Source organism: Nitrospira sp. Kam-Ns4a, from assembly GCF_965152595.1.
The window spans coordinates 500223-516813 of record NZ_OZ224218.1; the positions used below are offsets into that span (position 1 = coordinate 500223).

A 16591-nucleotide genomic window follows, 5' to 3' on the forward strand; every position below is an offset into this window, starting at 1 on the left:
GCATTGGCCCGAGAACGCACGATCGGAGGGCGCCGCGAGGCAACCCTCGGGGGCATTCGACAGCTCGGAGCGGTCGGACAGAGTCAGTTCACTGCTGACCAGGTCGGGCATCCTCGATCCAATTTCCAGCAATTGGCGGACTTGACCCCTCTTCTCTCGCATGCCTATCACCTGGTTCAAGCTCAAGCGCATCCCTCATCCGAACCAGGCTAAACAGTCGATAAGGAGACGCGCTCCCACGGGGGGATGGGTGGAGCAAGGACAGACGGGGTGTTCGGCGACAGGACCCGCTCGGTCTGTCCGCCATTCGTCCGCCGCGGCCTCTCTGTGTGCCAGCCCAAACTCCGTACGACCCGGCCGCGCTGCGGAGCGCTTTGGAGCGCTTCAGCGGACTCGACGATCCGATCGCTGAAATTGATTGCGTGGAGGATAAAATCGCGGGCAATGAACTCTTCGAGGTCCTGCAGATCCCGACTGGCGGTCAGCGACCAGCGGACTTCCGCCATTGCGCCAGTCTTTCCTTGAGCTCTTGGTGGGTCAGCACTCGCCCCTCAGCCACATCTCGCAATCCCCGATCCACCTGCCTCTTGAAAAAGATCTCTTCCATACTGGCATCCGTCGTCACGTCATCCGGCAGCTTGCGAATCAGCCCCAGGGCTTCGGCCTTTTCCCTTCCCATCCGACCCTCCTGCATTGAGACCGACGACGGCTACTATAGCCAATTTCCCCGCGGAGAGAAATAGGGCAAAAGATGATGATCAATTGCAGCGCGGTTCCCGCTTGTGCCGCGGGTGGAACGGATGGGCAGGAGGCGGGGGCCTGGCGGGCACGACGGGCGGCTGGGCCTGGTGCTCGGCGGCAGCGCCCTCTTGACGGCGACGAATGCGGCTCACCCCGGCGGCCAGGTCATGTGGCGGCCGCCCAGGAGATGGACGTGGAGGTGGAAGACCGTCTGGCCGCCGTTCCGGCCGGTGTTGATGACGAGCCGGTACCCGCCCTCGGCGATCCCCTTCTGCTTGGCGACCCGGCTGCCGGTCAGCAGCAGATGGCCAAGCAGGCCGGTGTCAGCCTCGGTCAGCTCGGCCAAGGAGGCGGCGTGGCGCTTGGGGATGATCAGCGCATGGACCGGCGCCTGCGGGTTGATGTCGTCGAAGGCCAGGCAGCTGTCGTCCTCGTGGACGATCTTGGCGGGAATCTGCCGCTCGGCGATCTTGCAGAAGATGCAGTCGCTCACGGTTGGGCTCCCTCCGGGCTTCCCCCTTGGCGCAGGCCGGACTTCCCGAACCGGCCGGCCAGCTCCTGATAGATGGCCTCCAGCGCGATGCCGTGATAGCCGAGCACGAGCAGCGTGTGGAACAGGAGGTCCGCGGCCTCGTAGACGATGTCCTCGCGCTTGCCGCCCTTCGCCGCCAGCACGACCTCGCCCGCTTCCTCGACGACCTTTTTGAGGATCCGGTCCTCGCCGCCGGCGAAGAGCTTGGCCACGTACGAATCCGGATTCGGCGATCGGCGGCGCTCGGCGATGATGGCGGCGATGCGCTCCAGGATCCCGCCGAAGGCGTCGGTGGTCTTGCTGGCTTCCGGCGTTCCATCCTGCCCGAGCCTGGTGAAGAAGCAGGCGCGCTCCCCCGTGTGGCAGGTCGGGCCCACCGGCTCGGCCTTGACCAGCAGCGTGTCGCCGTCGCAGTCCAGGAACAGATCCCTGAGCAGGAGCCGGTTCCCGGAGGTCTCGCCCTTCTCCCAGAGACGGCTCCGCGAGCGGCTCCAGAAGTGCACCCGGCCCGTGGCGAGCGTCCGCTCGAGGGCCTCCCGGTTCATGTAGCCGAGCATGAGCACGCTGCCGTCCCGCCAGTCCTGCACGACCGCGGGCAGGAGCCCCTGCTCGTCGAACTGGATCCGGCTCACATCCACCATGGTCACGCTCACCGGCCGGCGGAGACGCCGGCCCCCACCGGTCTGACGGGGATGCCCCGCTCGCTCAGGTAGGCCTTGGCCTGCGGGATCGTGTAGGTCCGGTAATGGAAGATCGAGGCGGCCAGCACCGCGTCGGCCCGGCCCCGCGCGAAGCCCTCGTAGAGGTGCGCCAGCGTCCCGGCCCCGCCCGAGGCGATCACCGGGATCGTGACCGTCCCGGAGACCGCCGCCGTCAGCTCCAGGTCGTAGCCGTCCTGCCGGCCGTCCTGGTCCATGCTGGTGAGCAGGATCTCCCCGGCCCCGAGCGCCTCCATGCGACGGGCCCATTCGACTGCATCCAGCCCGGTCGGCCGGCGCCCCCCGTGCGTGAACACCTCCCAGCCACGGCGCCCGCCCGCCGGGCCCTCGTTCCTGCGACGCTTGGCATCAATCGCGACCACGATGCACTGGGTACCGAACCGCTCCGCCGCCTCCTTGACGAACTCCGGTCGCTCGACCGCCGCCGTGTTGATGCTGACCTTGTCCGCTCCGGCGCGCAGCAGCGCCCGAACATCCTCCAGGGTCCGAACGCCGCCGCCGACGGTCAGCGGCATGAAGACCTGTTCGGCCGTCCGTGCCACCACGTCCAGGATCGTTTTCCGGTTCTCGTAGGAAGCCGTGATGTCGAGGAAGCAGAGTTCGTCCGCCCCCTCCTGATCATAGAGGCGCGCGACTTCGACAGGATCGCCGGCGTCCCGCAGGTTCACGAAGGAGACGCCCTTGACGACCCGGCCGTCCTTCACGTCGAGACAGGGAATGATGCGCTTGGTCAACATGGTCAGGCCGCGGCGGCGATGGCCGCCGCGAGGTCCAGCGTGCCTTCGTAGAGCGCCTTCCCGACGATCGCGCCCTGGATGCGCGGGCTCAGCGCCTTGATCGCCTCGAGATCCTCCAATCGAGCGATGCCGCCGGAGGCGATGACGGGCCAGGCCGCCCGGTCCGCGACGGTCCGCAGCGCGGTGAGGTTAGGCCCCGCCAGCATGCCATCCCGCGCAATGTCGGTATAGACAACCCCGCCGAGCGCGCAGCCGGAGAGGCTGTCCAGCAGCTCGAGGGCCGTCCGGTCCGAGAGGCTGGTCCAGCCGCGAACCGCCACCTTCCCATCCCGCGCGTCCACCCCCGCGAGGATGCGCCCGGGGAACTCGGCGCAGGCGCGCTCGAGCAGGCCCCGGTCCTGGAGCGCTGCCGTGCCCAGGACCACCCGCTGGACGCCCTCGGCGAGGTAGCGCCGGATCGTCTCCAGGGTCCGGATCCCGCCGCCGACCTGAATCGGGACGGACACGGCCGCCAGGATCGCCGCGATCGCCGCGAGGTTCTTTGGCGCGCCGTCCACCGCCCCGTTGAGATCCACCACGTGCAGCAGCGGCGCTCCCTGGCGCTCCCACCGAAGCGCCATCGCCGCCGGATCCTCGGAATAGACCGTCTCCCGGCGCAGGTCCCCCTGCCTAAGCCGCACGCAGCGTCCGTCCTTCAGGTCTATGGCGGGAATCACTAGCATCGGTGTGATGACGCTAGGACAGCCCCTCGGGCTCATACCGCGCGGGCGGCGCCCCGAACGGAAACTTCTCCAGCACGTGGTCCACGCCGTACCGGGCCAGCTCGTCCGCCGTGACGAAGACCCCACCCCGCTGCCAGAAGCCCAGCAAATCCTCGATCATCGGCTTCTGCTTCTCGTAGTAGTTGCCGACCCACAGCGTTGTCCCATCCGCAGCGACCAGCTTCAGCTCGAACCCGACGGTCGCGGGGTCTCCGCCGATCTTGCTGCCGCCGCGCTCCCGGTAGATGAGCACACGGCCGACCAGGGCCGCGTCGGCCTGCAGCCGCTGCGCCACCCGCTTGCCGACCTCCTCCAACGAGCCGCTGCCCGCTTGTGCCGCCTTGATCGCGTCCGCCGCTTCACCAGGGGCGATCACGCGGAGGCCGGCCCACTTCCGCAGCCGTCCGTACACGAAGCGGGTGACCTTCTCGGGCGCATAGGCCGGCACGGTCGCCGTCGGGTTGTTCAGCCGCTCCGCCTCCAGCGGGATCGCCAGCGAGATGCTGGAGCGCGCCATCCCCGGCGGCACGTAGAGGTCGGCGCCGCTGGTATCGGTGCTCTGAGGCGTCGGCAGTGCCTCGAACGGCAGGATCACGACCGACTGCACGCGGTACTCACCGAGCTTGGGGGACTCGTCCACCCGGACCTTGGACGGGCCACAACCGGCAACGAACAGGAGCGCGAAGAGGGAACAGCACGCGGTGAACCGTAGGGTGCGGCCGAGCAGCCCCCTCATCACATTGCACCTTGTCTGGTCACTGGTCACCGTTCACCCTTCACGATTTACGGTCGCCAGTCGCCGAAATTCTTGACCAGATGCAGCCCAGCCGCCTGGCTTTTCTCGGGATGAAACTGGCAGGCGAAGACGTTGTCCCGCCAGACGCTCGAGACAAATGGCCGCCCGTACTCCGTGACCGTCGCGATGACCGATGGATCGGCCGGCTCGACGGCGTAGGAGTGGACGAAATAGAAGTGGGCCCCCGACTCGATGCCCCGCAGCGGCGGGGCCGCGCGCCGGATCGCCACCTGGTTCCAGCCCATGTGCGGGACCTTCAGCGCCACCGCCTGGCCGCCCGGGCCGGTTGCGCCGTCCCCGCCGAAGGGAAGGCGCCGCACCCGGCCGGGCACGAGATCGAGCCCCCGGTGCAGGCCGAACTCCTCGCTCTCCGTGAACAGGAGCTGCAGGCCAAGGCAGATCCCCAGGAACGGCTTGCCGGCCGCGACCGCCCGCCGGATCGGCCCAATGAGACCGTACCGATCCAGGTTCGCCATGCAGTCCGCGAACGCCCCGACCCCGGGCAGCACCACGTGGCTGGCGTCCTCGATGACGCGGCGCTCCCGCGTGACGACGGCTCGGTGCCCGACCGCCTCGAAGGCCTTCTGCACGCTCCGCAGATTACCCATGTCGTAGTCAACGATCGCAATCATCACGCTCACGCGCGGGCGAGCGGCCCCTCATTTTCCGAGCGTCTCCCCTCGCCCCTTGCCGCTCGCCCTCTACAGACTGCCCTTCGTGGACAGCACCCCCTGGACCCGCTCGTCCAGGGAGGTCGCCTGATCCAGCGCCTTCGCCAGGGCCTTGAATGCCGCCTCCATGATGTGGTGCGGGTTGCGCCCGTACAGGAGATTGACGTGCAGGTTCAGCCGCCCGTGCGTCGCGAAGGCCTGGAAGAAGTCCTCGAAGAGACCGAGGTCGAAGGCCTTGATCCGCCGCTCCTGCAGCTCGACCCGATAGACGAGGTACGGCCGCCCGCTGAGATCCACCGTCACTTGCACGAGCGTCTCATCCAGCGGCACGGAGGCCCAGCCGAAGCGGCGTATGCCTTCCTTCGAGCCCAGCGCCTGCGCGAGCGCCTGGCCCAACACGATGCCGATGTCCTCGACCGTGTGGTGGTCGTCCACCTCGGTGTCGCCCTTGGCCTGCACCGTGAGATCGAAGAACCCATGCTTGGCCAGGAGCGTGAGCATGTGATCCAGGAACGGGATGGTCGTCTGGATCTGGCTCCGCCCCGTGCCGTCTAGAGCAAGCTCGACCTTGATCTGGGTCTCAGCAGTGGCTCGCTCGACCGTCGCGCTTCTCACGGGCCCCTCCTGGCTCAGAGATACCGGCTCTCCGCGCTCTTGGCGTGCGCGTCGAGCCCTTCCATCTGCGCGATGCGGGCCAGGTGGTCCTTGGCCTTGATCAGCTCCTCCCGGCTGTAGGAGATGATGTTGCTCTTCTTCAGGTAGTCGTCCACGCCAAGCGGCGAGAAGAACCGCGCCGTCCCGCCCGTGGGCAGTACGTGGTTCGGGCCGGCCACGTAGTCGGCCACCGCCGGCGCGGTGTGCCGCCCGAGGAACAGCGCGCCGGCGTTCCGGACCTTCTCGAGGAAATCGAAGGGGCGGTCCACCGAGAGCGTCAGGTGCTCGGGCGCGATCTCGTTGGCCAGGTCAATCGCCTCCTGCAGGCTGCCGACGACGAAGGCCGCTGCGTGCTGGCCGATCGAGCGGGCCAGGATCTTGTCCCGTTTGAGGCGCTTCCGCTGCTCCTCGATCTGGCGGGCGACCTCTCTGGCCAGGCGCTCCGAGGTGGTCACGAGATACACCCGTGCCTCTTCGTCGTGCTCGGCCTCGCAGAGCAGATCGGCCGCGACGTGGACCGGATTGGCACCCTCGTCGGCGATCACCAGCAGCTCGCTCGGCCCCGCGACCATGTCGAGTCCGACCGTGCCGTAGAGGAGGCGCTTCGCGGCCGCGACGTATTGGTTGCCCGGCCCCACGATCTTGTCCACCCGAGCGATCGTCTTGGTCCCGTACGCCATCGCGCCGATCGCCTGCACGCCGCCGATCCGATACACCTCGTCCACCCCGGCGATGTCGGCGGCGACGAGCAGGTAGGGGCTGATCCCTGTCTTCTGGGCCGGCGTGCACATGACGACGCGCCGGACCCCCGCCACCTTGGCCGGCACCGCGCACATCAGGACCGTCGAGGGGTAGACGGCCTTCCCGCCGGGGACGTACAGCCCCACCGAGTCCAGCGGGAGGATCACCTGGCCCAAGGTCGCGCCACCGTCCTGGTACATCCAGGTCTTGGCCCGTTGCCGTTCGTGGAACGCCATGATCCGCTGGGCGGCGTAGCGCAGCGCGTCTCCTTCCTCCTTGCGAATGTGATAGTAGGCTTCCTTGACCTGCTCGGGGCTGACCCGGAACTGGACCGGCTTCAGGCTCACGCGGTCGAACTTCTTCGTATAGCGGGCGACGGCGTGGTCCCCTCCCCGCTCCACAGCCTTGAGGACCGTCCGCACGGTCGCCTCGACCGCGCGGCCCTGCAGGCTCGCCCGAGACACCGCGCGCGCGAGCGCGGTCTTGAACGCTCGATCCGACCTCATCATCACCTTCATAGTCGCCCCCTGCGCCGCTCCGGCGCGCCGCCGGCTTCTCCCGGCCCGGGCCCGGCCGCTTCGCTCAGCCGCCCCGGACCAGCAGGCCCGCTCGGCGGCTCCTGGCACGCACCACGTCCCCCTGCAGGTGCGCCACGAGCTCCATGATCGGCCCGTGCTTCATCTTGAGGCTCGCGCGGTTCACGATCAGCCGGGCCGTGGACTCCGCGATTGCTTCCACTTCGACCAGATGGTGCTCCCTGAGGGTCCGTCCCGTGGACACCAGGTCCACGATGCGGTCGGCCAGCCCCACGATGGGAGCCAGCTCGACGGATCCATACAGTTTGATGATCTCGACCGGAACGCCCTTCTGATTGAAGTACCGCTCCGTGATGTTGGGATATTTCGTCGCGACCCGGATCCGGGCGGACAGCCGATCCCGCAGCTCCCGGCCCTTGAGCGCGGCGACCACGATCCGGCAAAAGCCGAAGCCGAGGTCCAGGGGCTCATACACGTCCCGGTCCTGCTCCAGCAGCACGTCCTTCCCGACCACGCCGACGTCGGCGGCGCCGTATTCGACGTAGGTCGGGACGTCGCTGGGGCGAACGATCAGCAGCGTCGCGTCGGCGTCCGGACAGGTGAAGACGAGCCGCCGGCTGTCCGCCGACTGAGCCTTGCTCGCGTAGCCGGCGCGTGTCAGCAGAGCGAGGGCCGGCTCCAGCAGCTTGCCCTTGGAGAGCGCGATCGTGAGCATGCCGTCACCCGACCTTGGGGCCCTTGACGCGGCGGATCGCGGCGCCGAGGTTCCGGAGCTTCCCCTCGATCCGCTCGTAGCCGCGATCCAGGTGGTAGACGCGCGAGACCTCGGTCTCCCCCTCGGCTGCCAAGCCGGCGAGGATCAGCCCGGCGCTGGCGCGCAGGTCTGACGCCATGACCGGCGCACCCGTCAGCCGCTCGACGCCGTTGACCAGGGCGTGGCTCCCTTCCACTTTGATGTCAGCCCCCATGCGCCGCAGCTCCGGCACGTGGATAAACCGGCTTTCGAACACGGTCTCGGTGATGACGCTGGGGCCCTCGGCGATGCACATCAGGGCCATGAACTGGGCCTGCACGTCCGTGGGAAACCCCGGATAGGCGAACGTCTTTACGTCCACTCCCTTGGGCCGGCGGTCGGCCTTGACGCGCAGGCTCTCCTTGCCTTCGGTCACCTCCGCGCCCGCCTCCCGTAGCTTCTCGACGACCGCCTCGAGGTGCCGGGGGCGGCACCCCTCGACGCGGACGTCCCCCCGCGTGATCGCCCCGGCGATCAGGTAGGTGGCTGCCTCGATCCGGTCGGGGATGATCTCGTGGTCGGCACCGCGCAGCTCGGATACGCCCTCGATCGTGATGATGTCGGACCCGGCGCCCTGGATGCGCGCGCCGCGTTTCACCAGGAACGCGGCGAGGTCCACAACCTCCGGCTCCTTGGCCGCGTTCTCCAGAACCGTGGTGCCCTCTGCCAGACAGGCCGCCATCATGAGATTCTCGGTCCCGGTGACGGTCGGGATGTCGAGATAGATTCGCGCCCCGCGAAGCCGCCGAGCCTTCGCCCGGATGTAGCCGTGCTCGACGCCGACCTCGGCCCCGAGCTTGGCCAGCCCCGCCAGGTGTAGGTTGACCGGCCTCGTGCCGATCGCGCAGCCGCCCGGCAGCGAGACGGTCGCCTCGCCCCAGCGGGCGACCAGCGGCCCCAGGACCACGACGGAGGCGCGCATCGTCCGCACGAGGTCATAGGGCGCCTCGGTGGAGGTGATCCGATCGGCGCGGGCGACGGCGCGCGTTCCATCCACCTGAACCGACACGCCCAACAGACCCAGCAGCTTCACCATGGTAGCCACGTCCACGACCTGCGGGACGTTGCCGAGCATGCAATCCCCGCCGCCCAACAGCGTCGAGGCGAGGATAGGCAGCGCGGCGTTCTTCGCCCCGCTGACCCGAACACTTCCCTGTAGCCGCCTGCCGCCGGTAATGACGATGCGATCCATAGCGGTTTCAGAGCAACGAAAATTTCAAAATGTAAAATGAAAAACTACCCGCGATGGCGCACATCTTTTCCTTTTGCCTTTCGCATTGTTAAGTTGGCATTCGCTGCAGGCAGACGACCCGCTCGATGCCCGCCGCGTCATGTCGCGTGCCGAGGTACCGGTAGCCGCCCTCGGCCTCGGCCAGCTCCCGCAGCCGCCCGGCCTGCCCCTGCCCGACTTCCAGGGCCAGCAGGCCTCCCGGGATGAGCAGCGGCTTCGCCTCGCTCAGGAGGCGCCGGTGCAGCGTCAACCCATCGGGCCCGCCCGCGAGTGCGAGACGCGGCTCGAAGCGGCCGACCTCGGGCTGCAGCCGGTCGAGCTCCGCATCGGGCACGTAGGGGGGATTCGAGACCAGGGCAGCGAGCCGCCCGTGCAGGCCCTCCGCTGCCAGCGGCCGGCAACCGTCGCCCGCGAGAAACCGGACGCGATCCGCGACCCCGTGCCGCGCGGCGTTGTCCTGCGCCACCCGAAGGGCGTCCCGCGACAGGTCGGTGGCATAGACCAACGCGCCGGGCAGCGCGCGGGCCGCCGCCACCGCGATGCACCCGGACCCCGTGCCGACGTCGGCGACGACCGTGCCTCCGCGCACGCACCCGGCTCGCACCAACTCCTCCACGAGCAGCTCGGTCTCCGGTCGCGGGATGAGCACGGCCGGGCTCACGGCAAACTCGAGCCCGCAAAACTCCTGGGTGCCCAGGAGGTACTGCAGCGGCTCGCGCGCTGCCCGCCGCGTCAACAGGGCCCAGGCCCGGCGCCGATGCTTGGCTTCGAGCAGGCGATCGGCCTCCAGCCGCAGCGTCAGGGAAGAGCAGGACAGGGCCGCCGCGACGAGCCAGCCGGCCTCGCGTGCGGCGTTCTCGATCCCGGCCTGCCGCAGCAGGGCGACCCCAGCGCGCAGCAACGCGCCCGCGGTCGCCGGGGCGGGCCCGGCTTCCGCCGGAGTCCTCTGGGCAAGACCAGGCGTCATGAGTCGGTCTTGGTCTCGTTCGCCTGCGCCGCGCGCAGACCCTCCACCAACTCGTCGAGATCGCCGCCCAGGACCTGGTCGAGCTTGTGTAACGTCAGGCCGATCCGGTGATCCGTGACGCGGTTTTGGGGGAAGTTGTAAGTGCGCACCTTCTCGCTCCGCTCGCCGGTGCCGACCTGCGAGCGCCGCGCCTGGGCGATCTCGGCCTCCTGCTTGGCCCGCTCCGCCTCGACGATCCTGGCCCGCAGCGTCCGCATGGCCTTTGCGCGGTTCTTGAGCTGAGACCGCTCGTCCTGGCAGGTCACGACCACGCCGGTGGGAATGTGCGTGATCCGGACCGCAGAATAGGTCGTGTTGACGCTCTGGCCGCCGGCGCCGGACGAGCAGAACGTGTCAATGCGCAGGTCCTTGGGATCAATCTGCACGTCCACTTCGTCCACCTCCGGCATCACGGCGACCGTCACCGTCGAGGTGTGGATCCGCCCGCTCGCCTCGGTGGCGGGCACGCGCTGGACGCGATGCACGCCGCTCTCATACTTAAAGTGCCCATAGGCGCCCTTGCCCTCGACCAGCATGACGACCTCCTTGTAGCCGCCGATGCCGGTCTCGTGCGCTTCGACGACCTCGACGCGCAGCCGCTTCCGTTCAGCATACTTGACGTACATGCGGAACAGGTCGCCCGCGAAGAGCGCCGCCTCGTCGCCGCCGGTCCCGGCGCGAATCTCGACGAAGGTGTTCTTCTCGTCGCGCGGGTCCTTGGGCACAAGCAACTCCACCGCCCGTCTTTCGACCTCCCGCAACCGCTCCCGCAGCCCCTCCGTTTCCTCCAGGACGAGCTTGGCCATCTCGGCTCCGAGGTCGGGGTCCTTGAGCATCCGCCCGGCTTCCTCAAGCTGCCGCAGCAGATCTCGCCACTCGTGGTAGAGCCGGACGACCGGCTCCAGCTCGGTCCGTTCCTTGTTCAGCTTGTGAAGGAGGGCCGGCTGAGCGAGGACAGACGGTTCCATGAGCTGCCGGGTCAGCTCCTCGTAGCGCTGGGTCGCCGCCTCCCACTTGGCGAGCCGCGGCGTCTCTCTGGTTTCGACGGCGTGCGTGTCAGCCATCGTCCGTTCCAGTCCCTAAAAACAAAAAAGCCTGCCCCGTGGGGCAGGGTTCCACCGCACGAGCCCGTCCGTCAGCTTACCGCTTCTTGGCGTACTTCTTCTTGAAACGCTCGACACGGCCCTCCGTATCCACGATCTTCTGCGTGCCGGTGAAGAAGGGATGGCAGTTCGAGCAGATGTCCACCTTGATGTCCCCGACCGTCGTCCGGGTCTTGAACCGGGCGCCGCAGGCGCAGCTCACGGTCGCCTCGCGGTAAGCCGGATGAATCCCCTTTTTCATGTGAACTCCTTCGTGGGCAGCAACGGGCGAATAGCCCGCAGCGGCATGGGCACGGCCACTTCGCTATTAGCTGCTGGCGTTCGCTATCTATTCATAGACTGGAGGAATTCCTGGTTGCTCTTGGTGCCCTGGATCTTGTCCAGCAGGAATTCCATCGCCTCCATAGTGCCCAGCGGGCTCAGAACCTTGCGCAGGATCCACATCTTGTTGAGCCGGTCCCGGTCCACGAGCAACTCTTCCTTGCGCGTGCCGGACTGGCTGATGTCGATCGCCGGGAAGATCCGCTTGTCGGCCAGACGCCGATCCAGGTGGACCTCCATGTTGCCGGTGCCCTTGAACTCCTCGAAGATGACGTCGTCCATCCGGCTCCCGGTGTCGATCAGCGCCGTCGCCATGATGGTGAGGCTCCCGCCGTGCTCGATGTTCCGGGCCGCGCCGAAGAACCGCTTGGGCCGCTGGAGCGCGTTCGAGTCCAACCCGCCGGAGAGCACCTTGCCGCTGGGCGGCGCGATCGTGTTGTAGGCACGCGCCAGTCGGGTGATGCTGTCCAGGAGGATCACCACGTCCCGCTTGTGCTCGACCAGGCGCTTGGCCTTCTCCAGCACCATCTCCGCCACCTGCGCGTGCCGCTGGGCCGGCTCATCGAAGGTCGAGCTGATAACTTCGGCCGCCTTGACGTGGCGCTGCCAGTCGGTCACCTCCTCCGGACGCTCGTCAATCAGCAGCACGATCAGGATGATCTCGGGATGGTTCTTGAGGATGGCCCGGGCGATGGCCTGCAACAGCATCGTCTTGCCGGTCCGGGGCGCCGCGACGATCAGGCCACGCTGCCCCTTCCCGATCGGCGTGATCAAATCCATGATCCGGGTGCAGTACTCCTCCGAATCGAACTCGAGATTGATGCGTTCCTCGGGGTAGAGGGGCGTCAGATTGTCGAACAGGATCTTGTCCCGCGCAACCTCCGGATCCTCGTAATTGACCTTCTCGACCTTGAGCAGCGCAAAGTAGCGCTCGCTCTCCTTGGGCGGGCGGATCTGGCCCGACACGATGTCGCCGGTCCGCAGGTTGAACCGGCGGATCTGCGACGGCGAAATATAAATGTCGTCGGGGCCCGGGAGATAGTTGGAATCCGGGGCCCGGAGGAAGCCGAAGCCGTCGGGAAGGGTCTCCAGGACGCCCTCTCCGAAGATCACGCCGTTCTTCTCCGTTTGTGCCTGCAGAATGGCGAAGATCAGTTCCTGTTTGCGCAGGTTGGCCGCGCCCTCGATCTTGAGCTCGCGGGCAACCTCGTTCAGATCCGCAATGCTCTTCTGCTTCAACTCCGCAAGATGCATGGTTTTCTCCCTTGACATGATAATCGCCACTTCGTCAAGCCGTTACGGGCGTGAACCCCGGATCAACCACGACAAGACTGCATGTCGATACATGGACGAGTTGTCGAAGGTAGTTATGCGTGCCTTGAGAGGGTGACCCACGAAGGGCTGATGACCGACGCCTCGTCCTTCATCTATCCACGGTCGCCACCTCGCCGCCCGGCGAAGCGCGCCACAGTCCGGCATCTTGGCTTACTGGCTTGATTCGAGACTAGCCCTGGGAAGCTACACAGGGGTGGAAGTGAGCTCCGGTCGTATTGGAAAGCTAGGCGTTACAATACTATCGGGCCCTCCGGCATTTGTCAATACCTAAATTCCGCGTAGGCCGCGGCTCGGCGGGCCCGACCGCCCACGCCGTGATTGCGTCCCCCCGGCATTTGTGTTACACAGGTGGGCGGGAGCAGTCTCCGGAAGGACCTTATTATACTCACGGGACCATGGCGCATCGCGAAGAAGGCGAAAACCTCGACCGCATCTTCACCCGCTCCGAGGCGAACCGCCTTATTCCGCAGCTCGAGGAGTATCTGACTACCGTCAAGCGGAACAAGGCCGTGCTCCTGCGCGTCAAAGATGAGATCAAAAAGGCCGCGGGAAAGGCGCACCTCAGCGGGGGCAGCTTCGCCGGCCGCCATTACATCCATGCCCTCCAGGAGATCAGCAGCAACCTCCAGGCCATCCAAGAGATGGGGGTGCTCGTCAAAGACGTGGACATGGGGCTCTGTGATTTTCCCTATCTGCTGGACGGCCGAATCGTGTTCTTGTGCTGGAAGCTGGGGGAGCCCGAGATCCGCTGGTGGCATGAAGTGCACACCGGGTTCATCGGCCGCCAACCATTGCAAGAAACTGGTGACTAGCGCCGGCGGCTTCCCGGCTCGCCGCCCCCTGCAGGCTTGCCCACCCTGGGTCATGGAGCGCGCTTGTGACATTCATCATCCTGGGACTCGACGGCCCCGACGGCCAAGCCCGTCGCAAGGTTCACCGGCCGGCCCACTTGGCGAGACTGGAGAAGCTGGACGCGCAGGGCAGGCTGATCCTGGCCGGCACGCTGACGGACGGGACGGGGAGCCTCATCGTGATCGAGGTGGACTCCCGTGAGGAAGCCGAGGCCTTCATCAGGGAGGACCCCTACGTCCTCTACAGGGTGTTCGAGCGGTACGAGATCCATCCCCTCCTGCAAGTATTCCCCAAGAAGCCGGCTGGCGGCTGAGGCAGCCGCCGTTGCCTGAGCCCTTGGACGGTCCCTGGTCATCGCTTCGCCATGGGGCCTCCACGATTGGTCGGGACGCCTGTCCGGGCGTGCCCCCACAGCGGAGGCTCGCCCCCTGACCAGGGGACTAGGAGCCTGTCTGCGGATACCAGCGGGGCAGCGTTAGCCGCAGCAGCGTGGTCAATGTTTGGACAGGCTCCTAGCCTGCATTATTCATGGCGGTTCGTCGCGAAATCGCGGAGTCGCCTGGCGAGACGGGCGCGTGGAGCCGCGAAGGAAGGAGGCGTGCTCCCTGCAGCACGTTGACTGACTGAGCGGCGAGCCCGCCCGCCTGCGTGCTTGAAATTCGCACGCAGGCTTGTCGCAGCCGCGAATCTGCGGTTGCAGCAGAAGCGTTCATGAATAATGCAGGCTAGGGCACTTGTTGGCAGGATGCGACAGTTCCAGCGCCCCCGTAGGGGGCAGCGAAGCCGGCCCGGGCCGCTCCAATGTCGTCGGAAAAACCTTTGACAAGGCGCGCGAAGAGTCGCTATACTACGGCGTCCAACTCAGCGTGAGAATTGAAGAATATGAAGCCTCTTGTTTGCCCAAAAGGCCTAGGCTTGGGCAGAAGCATAGCCCATCTTCCCGACCGGTTGGGCCTTCTGCCGGCTTGCATAACCTCTTTGACACGCCTAAAGTGAAGCAACAAGTTCGCAGCCTGCATAGAGAAACCTTCATCGCACTGAGCACGATTCCGAGGAGTTTCGTCTGATGAGTCAGTTAGGTGGTGGAGCGGGTCACTATCGAGTCTTGCCGGGACCGGAGCATTTCCTGCCGCCCGCGGCGGCAACCATGGGCATTCGCCTGCCTAACCCAGGTGAGGCCCACATCAACGGCGTGATCGTCCCCGAGGAACGGGCAATGGAAGAGGCTGCACGCCAATTCCTCATGGCGAAGGTCCCGACGATTTTCCCGGGTCCGCTGGTGCTCTGGGCGTGGAACGAGAAGGCTGCCAAGAAGGCAACGGCGATCCGGCACCTGTTCGAGACGATCAAGGAATGCGTGACGCCAGAGCAGCACCCAATGCTCATTCCGATGCCCGACTACCGGCCCAAGTACCCGAAGATCAACCCCGAGATCGAAATCAACCCCAACCACCCGAACCTGACCATCTGGCACAACAAGATTGACTGCTGCATGTTCGTCGGAGTACACTGCCATCAGGCGAACCTTTCGCTCAAGATCATCCGCGGCGGGACTTCCTGTTACACGATCGCCATGTGCGCCCAGGCCGGACACGAAGATGCCATGCTGTCGTTCCGGGACGCGACGCCGGAGAAGATCATGAGGCTGGCGGACTGGGTGAAGAAACTCAAGGGGACGGTCAAGGTGTCAGAGAAGGTGATCAAGAGCGGAGCCTCAAACTAAATCGCTCAGGCCAGGCGCGTCCGTTCCCATGCTCGGCGCGAGATGCGAGTTGGAAAGGAGGCACGGTCCATGGACGCCAAATCGGTGATCGGCCAGCAAAACAAGAAGGGACAGACCTACACCGACCCGCGCTATATGCTGTTCGAGGCGCCTCGCACGCCCTCGTTTTTCACCGGCAGCGAGGTCATCAAGGAAGCGATCCGGCGAGCCAGCGTGGACATCATGATCGCCTATCCGATCACCCCCCAGAGCGAGGCGGCTGCCCTGATCGGCGAGCTGTTCGCCGAAGGGTATGTAGGCGACTACTTCCGCGGCGAGAGCGAGTTTGCCGTGATGTCCCAATGCGCCGGGGCGGCCTTTGGCGGCGCGCGGGTCTTCACCACGACGGCTGGGCCCGGCACGATGCGCGCCATGGAAAACTTCCCGATGTGGGCCGGCGCCAGGCTCCCGATCCAGATGATCGTGACCTGCCGCGGGATCAACTCCCCGCTCTCGATCCAGCCGGACACGTTGGAGATTTCCTACCTCTTGAACACGGGCATGCTGGTCTGGCACGCCGAAACGGCCCAGGATTTCTACGACTGGATCCTGAAGGGTTACATGGTCGCCGAGGAGCCAGACGTGCACCTGCCACTCGCCCTCTGCTGCGATGGATTCTTCGTCACGCACACGAAGGACGTGGTGTACCTGACCCCAGCCGACATGTGTCTGCCTCCGTATGATCCCTATCGGTCGCCGGTGCCCTGCATGGATATGGAATGCCCGCCGGTCCGGATGATGCGGGACCCCTTCGTGATGAAGAGCAACTACATTAGCTACGCGACCCACGCGAGCTGGCAGCAGGAAATCTGGGCGGCCATCGAACGCTCCCGCAAGCACGCGATCGCGTGGTTGGGCGGACTGATTGACACTGAGAACACCGACGCGGACGTCTTGATCGTAAGCTCGGGGACGGCGGTGTCGCAGGGGCGGGAAGCCATCCGGATGTTGGAGGACGAGGGGATCCGGGTCGGCCTGGTCAAGATCAAAACGCTGCGGCCGTGGCCTGGGGAGGAGATTCGCGAGGCGACTAAGAACGCCCGGCTTATCTTCGTCCCGGAGTTCAATGTGACGGGTTGGCTGGCCCGGGAGATCAAGGCCAGCATCCCAAACAGCGACCGGGTCATCGCGGCACCGCACGTGGCGGGAGGCATGACCATGCCGCCTGAGATCATCGTGTCGGAGATCAAGTCTGCGCTCGGCATCAAGGCTATTTCTTTGGCCGGTCGCGGGAGCTGAGCCCTTCGGAGGGCGGACAGCACTCAACGACGACGACAATGGGCACCTGGAAGAGGAGGCA

The 16591-nt window shown here is 66.3% G+C and carries 20 protein-coding genes; 4 read left to right on the plus strand and 16 right to left on the minus strand.

The window, feature by feature from the left end; genetic code table 11:
• Positions 1 to 209 precede the first annotated feature (209 nt).
• The 16 genes from ACWHYQ_RS02490 to rho all read right to left on the minus strand — a co-directional run bounded on the left by ACWHYQ_RS02490 (position 210) and on the right by rho (position 12596).
• Complete coding sequence (locus ACWHYQ_RS02490; protein ID WP_447974176.1) at positions 210 to 506, minus strand: type II toxin-antitoxin system RelE/ParE family toxin; 297 nt, start codon at positions 504 to 506, stop codon at positions 210 to 212.
• Positions 482 to 679, minus strand: a complete 198-nt coding sequence (locus ACWHYQ_RS02495; protein ID WP_447974177.1) for a hypothetical protein — start codon at positions 677 to 679, stop codon at positions 482 to 484. The genes ACWHYQ_RS02490 and ACWHYQ_RS02495 overlap by 25 nt, the downstream gene beginning before the upstream one ends.
• A 210-nt stretch (positions 680 to 889) precedes the next feature.
• Positions 890 to 1234: a histidine triad nucleotide-binding protein gene (locus ACWHYQ_RS02500; protein WP_447974178.1), complete on the minus strand. Its 345-nt coding sequence runs from the start codon at positions 1232 to 1234 to the stop codon at positions 890 to 892.
• The gene (gene hisIE, locus ACWHYQ_RS02505) at positions 1231 to 1914 is read right to left on the minus strand and encodes a bifunctional phosphoribosyl-AMP cyclohydrolase/phosphoribosyl-ATP diphosphatase HisIE (protein ID WP_447974179.1); all 684 of its coding nucleotides are present in this window, start codon (positions 1912 to 1914) and stop codon (positions 1231 to 1233) included. The genes ACWHYQ_RS02500 and hisIE overlap by 4 nt, the downstream gene beginning before the upstream one ends.
• A gap of 8 nt (positions 1915 to 1922) precedes the next feature.
• On the minus strand, positions 1923 to 2729 hold the full coding sequence (gene hisF, locus ACWHYQ_RS02510) for an imidazole glycerol phosphate synthase subunit HisF (protein WP_447974180.1): 807 nt from the start codon (positions 2727 to 2729) through the stop codon (positions 1923 to 1925).
• Between the two features lie 2 nt (positions 2730 to 2731).
• Positions 2732 to 3451 carry a 1-(5-phosphoribosyl)-5-[(5-phosphoribosylamino)methylideneamino]imidazole-4-carboxamide isomerase gene (gene hisA / locus ACWHYQ_RS02515; RefSeq protein WP_447974181.1) on the minus strand — a complete coding sequence of 240 codons (720 nt, stop codon included), beginning with the start codon at positions 3449 to 3451 and terminating at the stop codon, positions 2732 to 2734.
• A 13-nt stretch (positions 3452 to 3464) separates the two neighbouring features.
• The gene (locus ACWHYQ_RS02520; protein ID WP_447974182.1) at positions 3465 to 4226 is read right to left on the minus strand and encodes a hypothetical protein; all 762 of its coding nucleotides are present in this window, start codon (positions 4224 to 4226) and stop codon (positions 3465 to 3467) included.
• Positions 4227 to 4273: 47 nt separating this feature from the next.
• Positions 4274 to 4918, minus strand: coding sequence for an imidazole glycerol phosphate synthase subunit HisH (gene hisH / locus ACWHYQ_RS02525; protein ID WP_447974183.1), 645 nt, complete (start codon positions 4916 to 4918; stop codon positions 4274 to 4276).
• Between the two features lie 69 nt (positions 4919 to 4987).
• Positions 4988 to 5572, minus strand: a complete 585-nt coding sequence (gene hisB / locus ACWHYQ_RS02530) for an imidazoleglycerol-phosphate dehydratase HisB (RefSeq protein WP_447974184.1) — start codon at positions 5570 to 5572, stop codon at positions 4988 to 4990.
• Between the two features lie 14 nt (positions 5573 to 5586).
• Entirely contained in the window at positions 5587 to 6870 is a 1284-nt protein-coding gene (gene hisD / locus ACWHYQ_RS02535; RefSeq protein WP_447974185.1) for a histidinol dehydrogenase, read from the minus strand.
• 64 nt (positions 6871 to 6934) lie between these two features.
• Complete coding sequence (gene hisG, locus ACWHYQ_RS02540) at positions 6935 to 7603, minus strand: ATP phosphoribosyltransferase (protein WP_447974186.1); 669 nt, start codon at positions 7601 to 7603, stop codon at positions 6935 to 6937.
• A gap of 4 nt (positions 7604 to 7607) precedes the next feature.
• Positions 7608 to 8873: a UDP-N-acetylglucosamine 1-carboxyvinyltransferase gene (gene murA, locus ACWHYQ_RS02545; RefSeq protein WP_447974187.1), complete on the minus strand. Its 1266-nt coding sequence runs from the start codon at positions 8871 to 8873 to the stop codon at positions 7608 to 7610.
• Positions 8874 to 8961: 88 nt separating this feature from the next.
• Complete coding sequence (gene prmC, locus ACWHYQ_RS02550) at positions 8962 to 9879, minus strand: peptide chain release factor N(5)-glutamine methyltransferase (RefSeq protein ID WP_447974188.1); 918 nt, start codon at positions 9877 to 9879, stop codon at positions 8962 to 8964.
• On the minus strand, positions 9876 to 10982 hold the full coding sequence (prfA, locus tag ACWHYQ_RS02555; protein ID WP_447974189.1) for a peptide chain release factor 1: 1107 nt from the start codon (positions 10980 to 10982) through the stop codon (positions 9876 to 9878). The genes prmC and prfA overlap by 4 nt, the downstream gene beginning before the upstream one ends.
• A gap of 76 nt (positions 10983 to 11058) precedes the next feature.
• Entirely contained in the window at positions 11059 to 11262 is a 204-nt protein-coding gene (gene rpmE, locus ACWHYQ_RS02560; protein ID WP_447974190.1) for a 50S ribosomal protein L31, read from the minus strand.
• 83 nt (positions 11263 to 11345) lie between these two features.
• A complete protein-coding gene (gene rho / locus ACWHYQ_RS02565) occupies positions 11346 to 12596 on the minus strand; it encodes a transcription termination factor Rho (RefSeq protein WP_447974191.1) in 1251 nt (416 codons plus the stop codon).
• A 476-nt stretch (positions 12597 to 13072) separates the two neighbouring features.
• On the opposite strand from rho, the gene ACWHYQ_RS02570 reads away from it, so the two are divergent.
• From ACWHYQ_RS02570 to ACWHYQ_RS02585, 4 genes are all read left to right on the plus strand, one after another.
• A complete protein-coding gene (locus tag ACWHYQ_RS02570) occupies positions 13073 to 13489 on the plus strand; it encodes a DUF2203 domain-containing protein (RefSeq protein ID WP_447974192.1) in 417 nt (138 codons plus the stop codon).
• A gap of 65 nt (positions 13490 to 13554) precedes the next feature.
• Positions 13555 to 13842 (plus strand): YciI family protein, encoded by a 288-nt coding sequence (locus ACWHYQ_RS02575; protein WP_447974193.1) that lies wholly within the window; start codon positions 13555 to 13557, stop codon positions 13840 to 13842.
• A 753-nt stretch (positions 13843 to 14595) separates the two neighbouring features.
• Positions 14596 to 15252, plus strand: coding sequence for a carbon monoxide dehydrogenase beta subunit family protein (locus ACWHYQ_RS02580; RefSeq protein ID WP_447974194.1), 657 nt, complete (start codon positions 14596 to 14598; stop codon positions 15250 to 15252).
• A 69-nt stretch (positions 15253 to 15321) separates the two neighbouring features.
• A complete protein-coding gene (locus ACWHYQ_RS02585) occupies positions 15322 to 16530 on the plus strand; it encodes a transketolase C-terminal domain-containing protein (protein ID WP_447974195.1) in 1209 nt (402 codons plus the stop codon).
• Positions 16531 to 16591 lie beyond the last annotated feature (61 nt).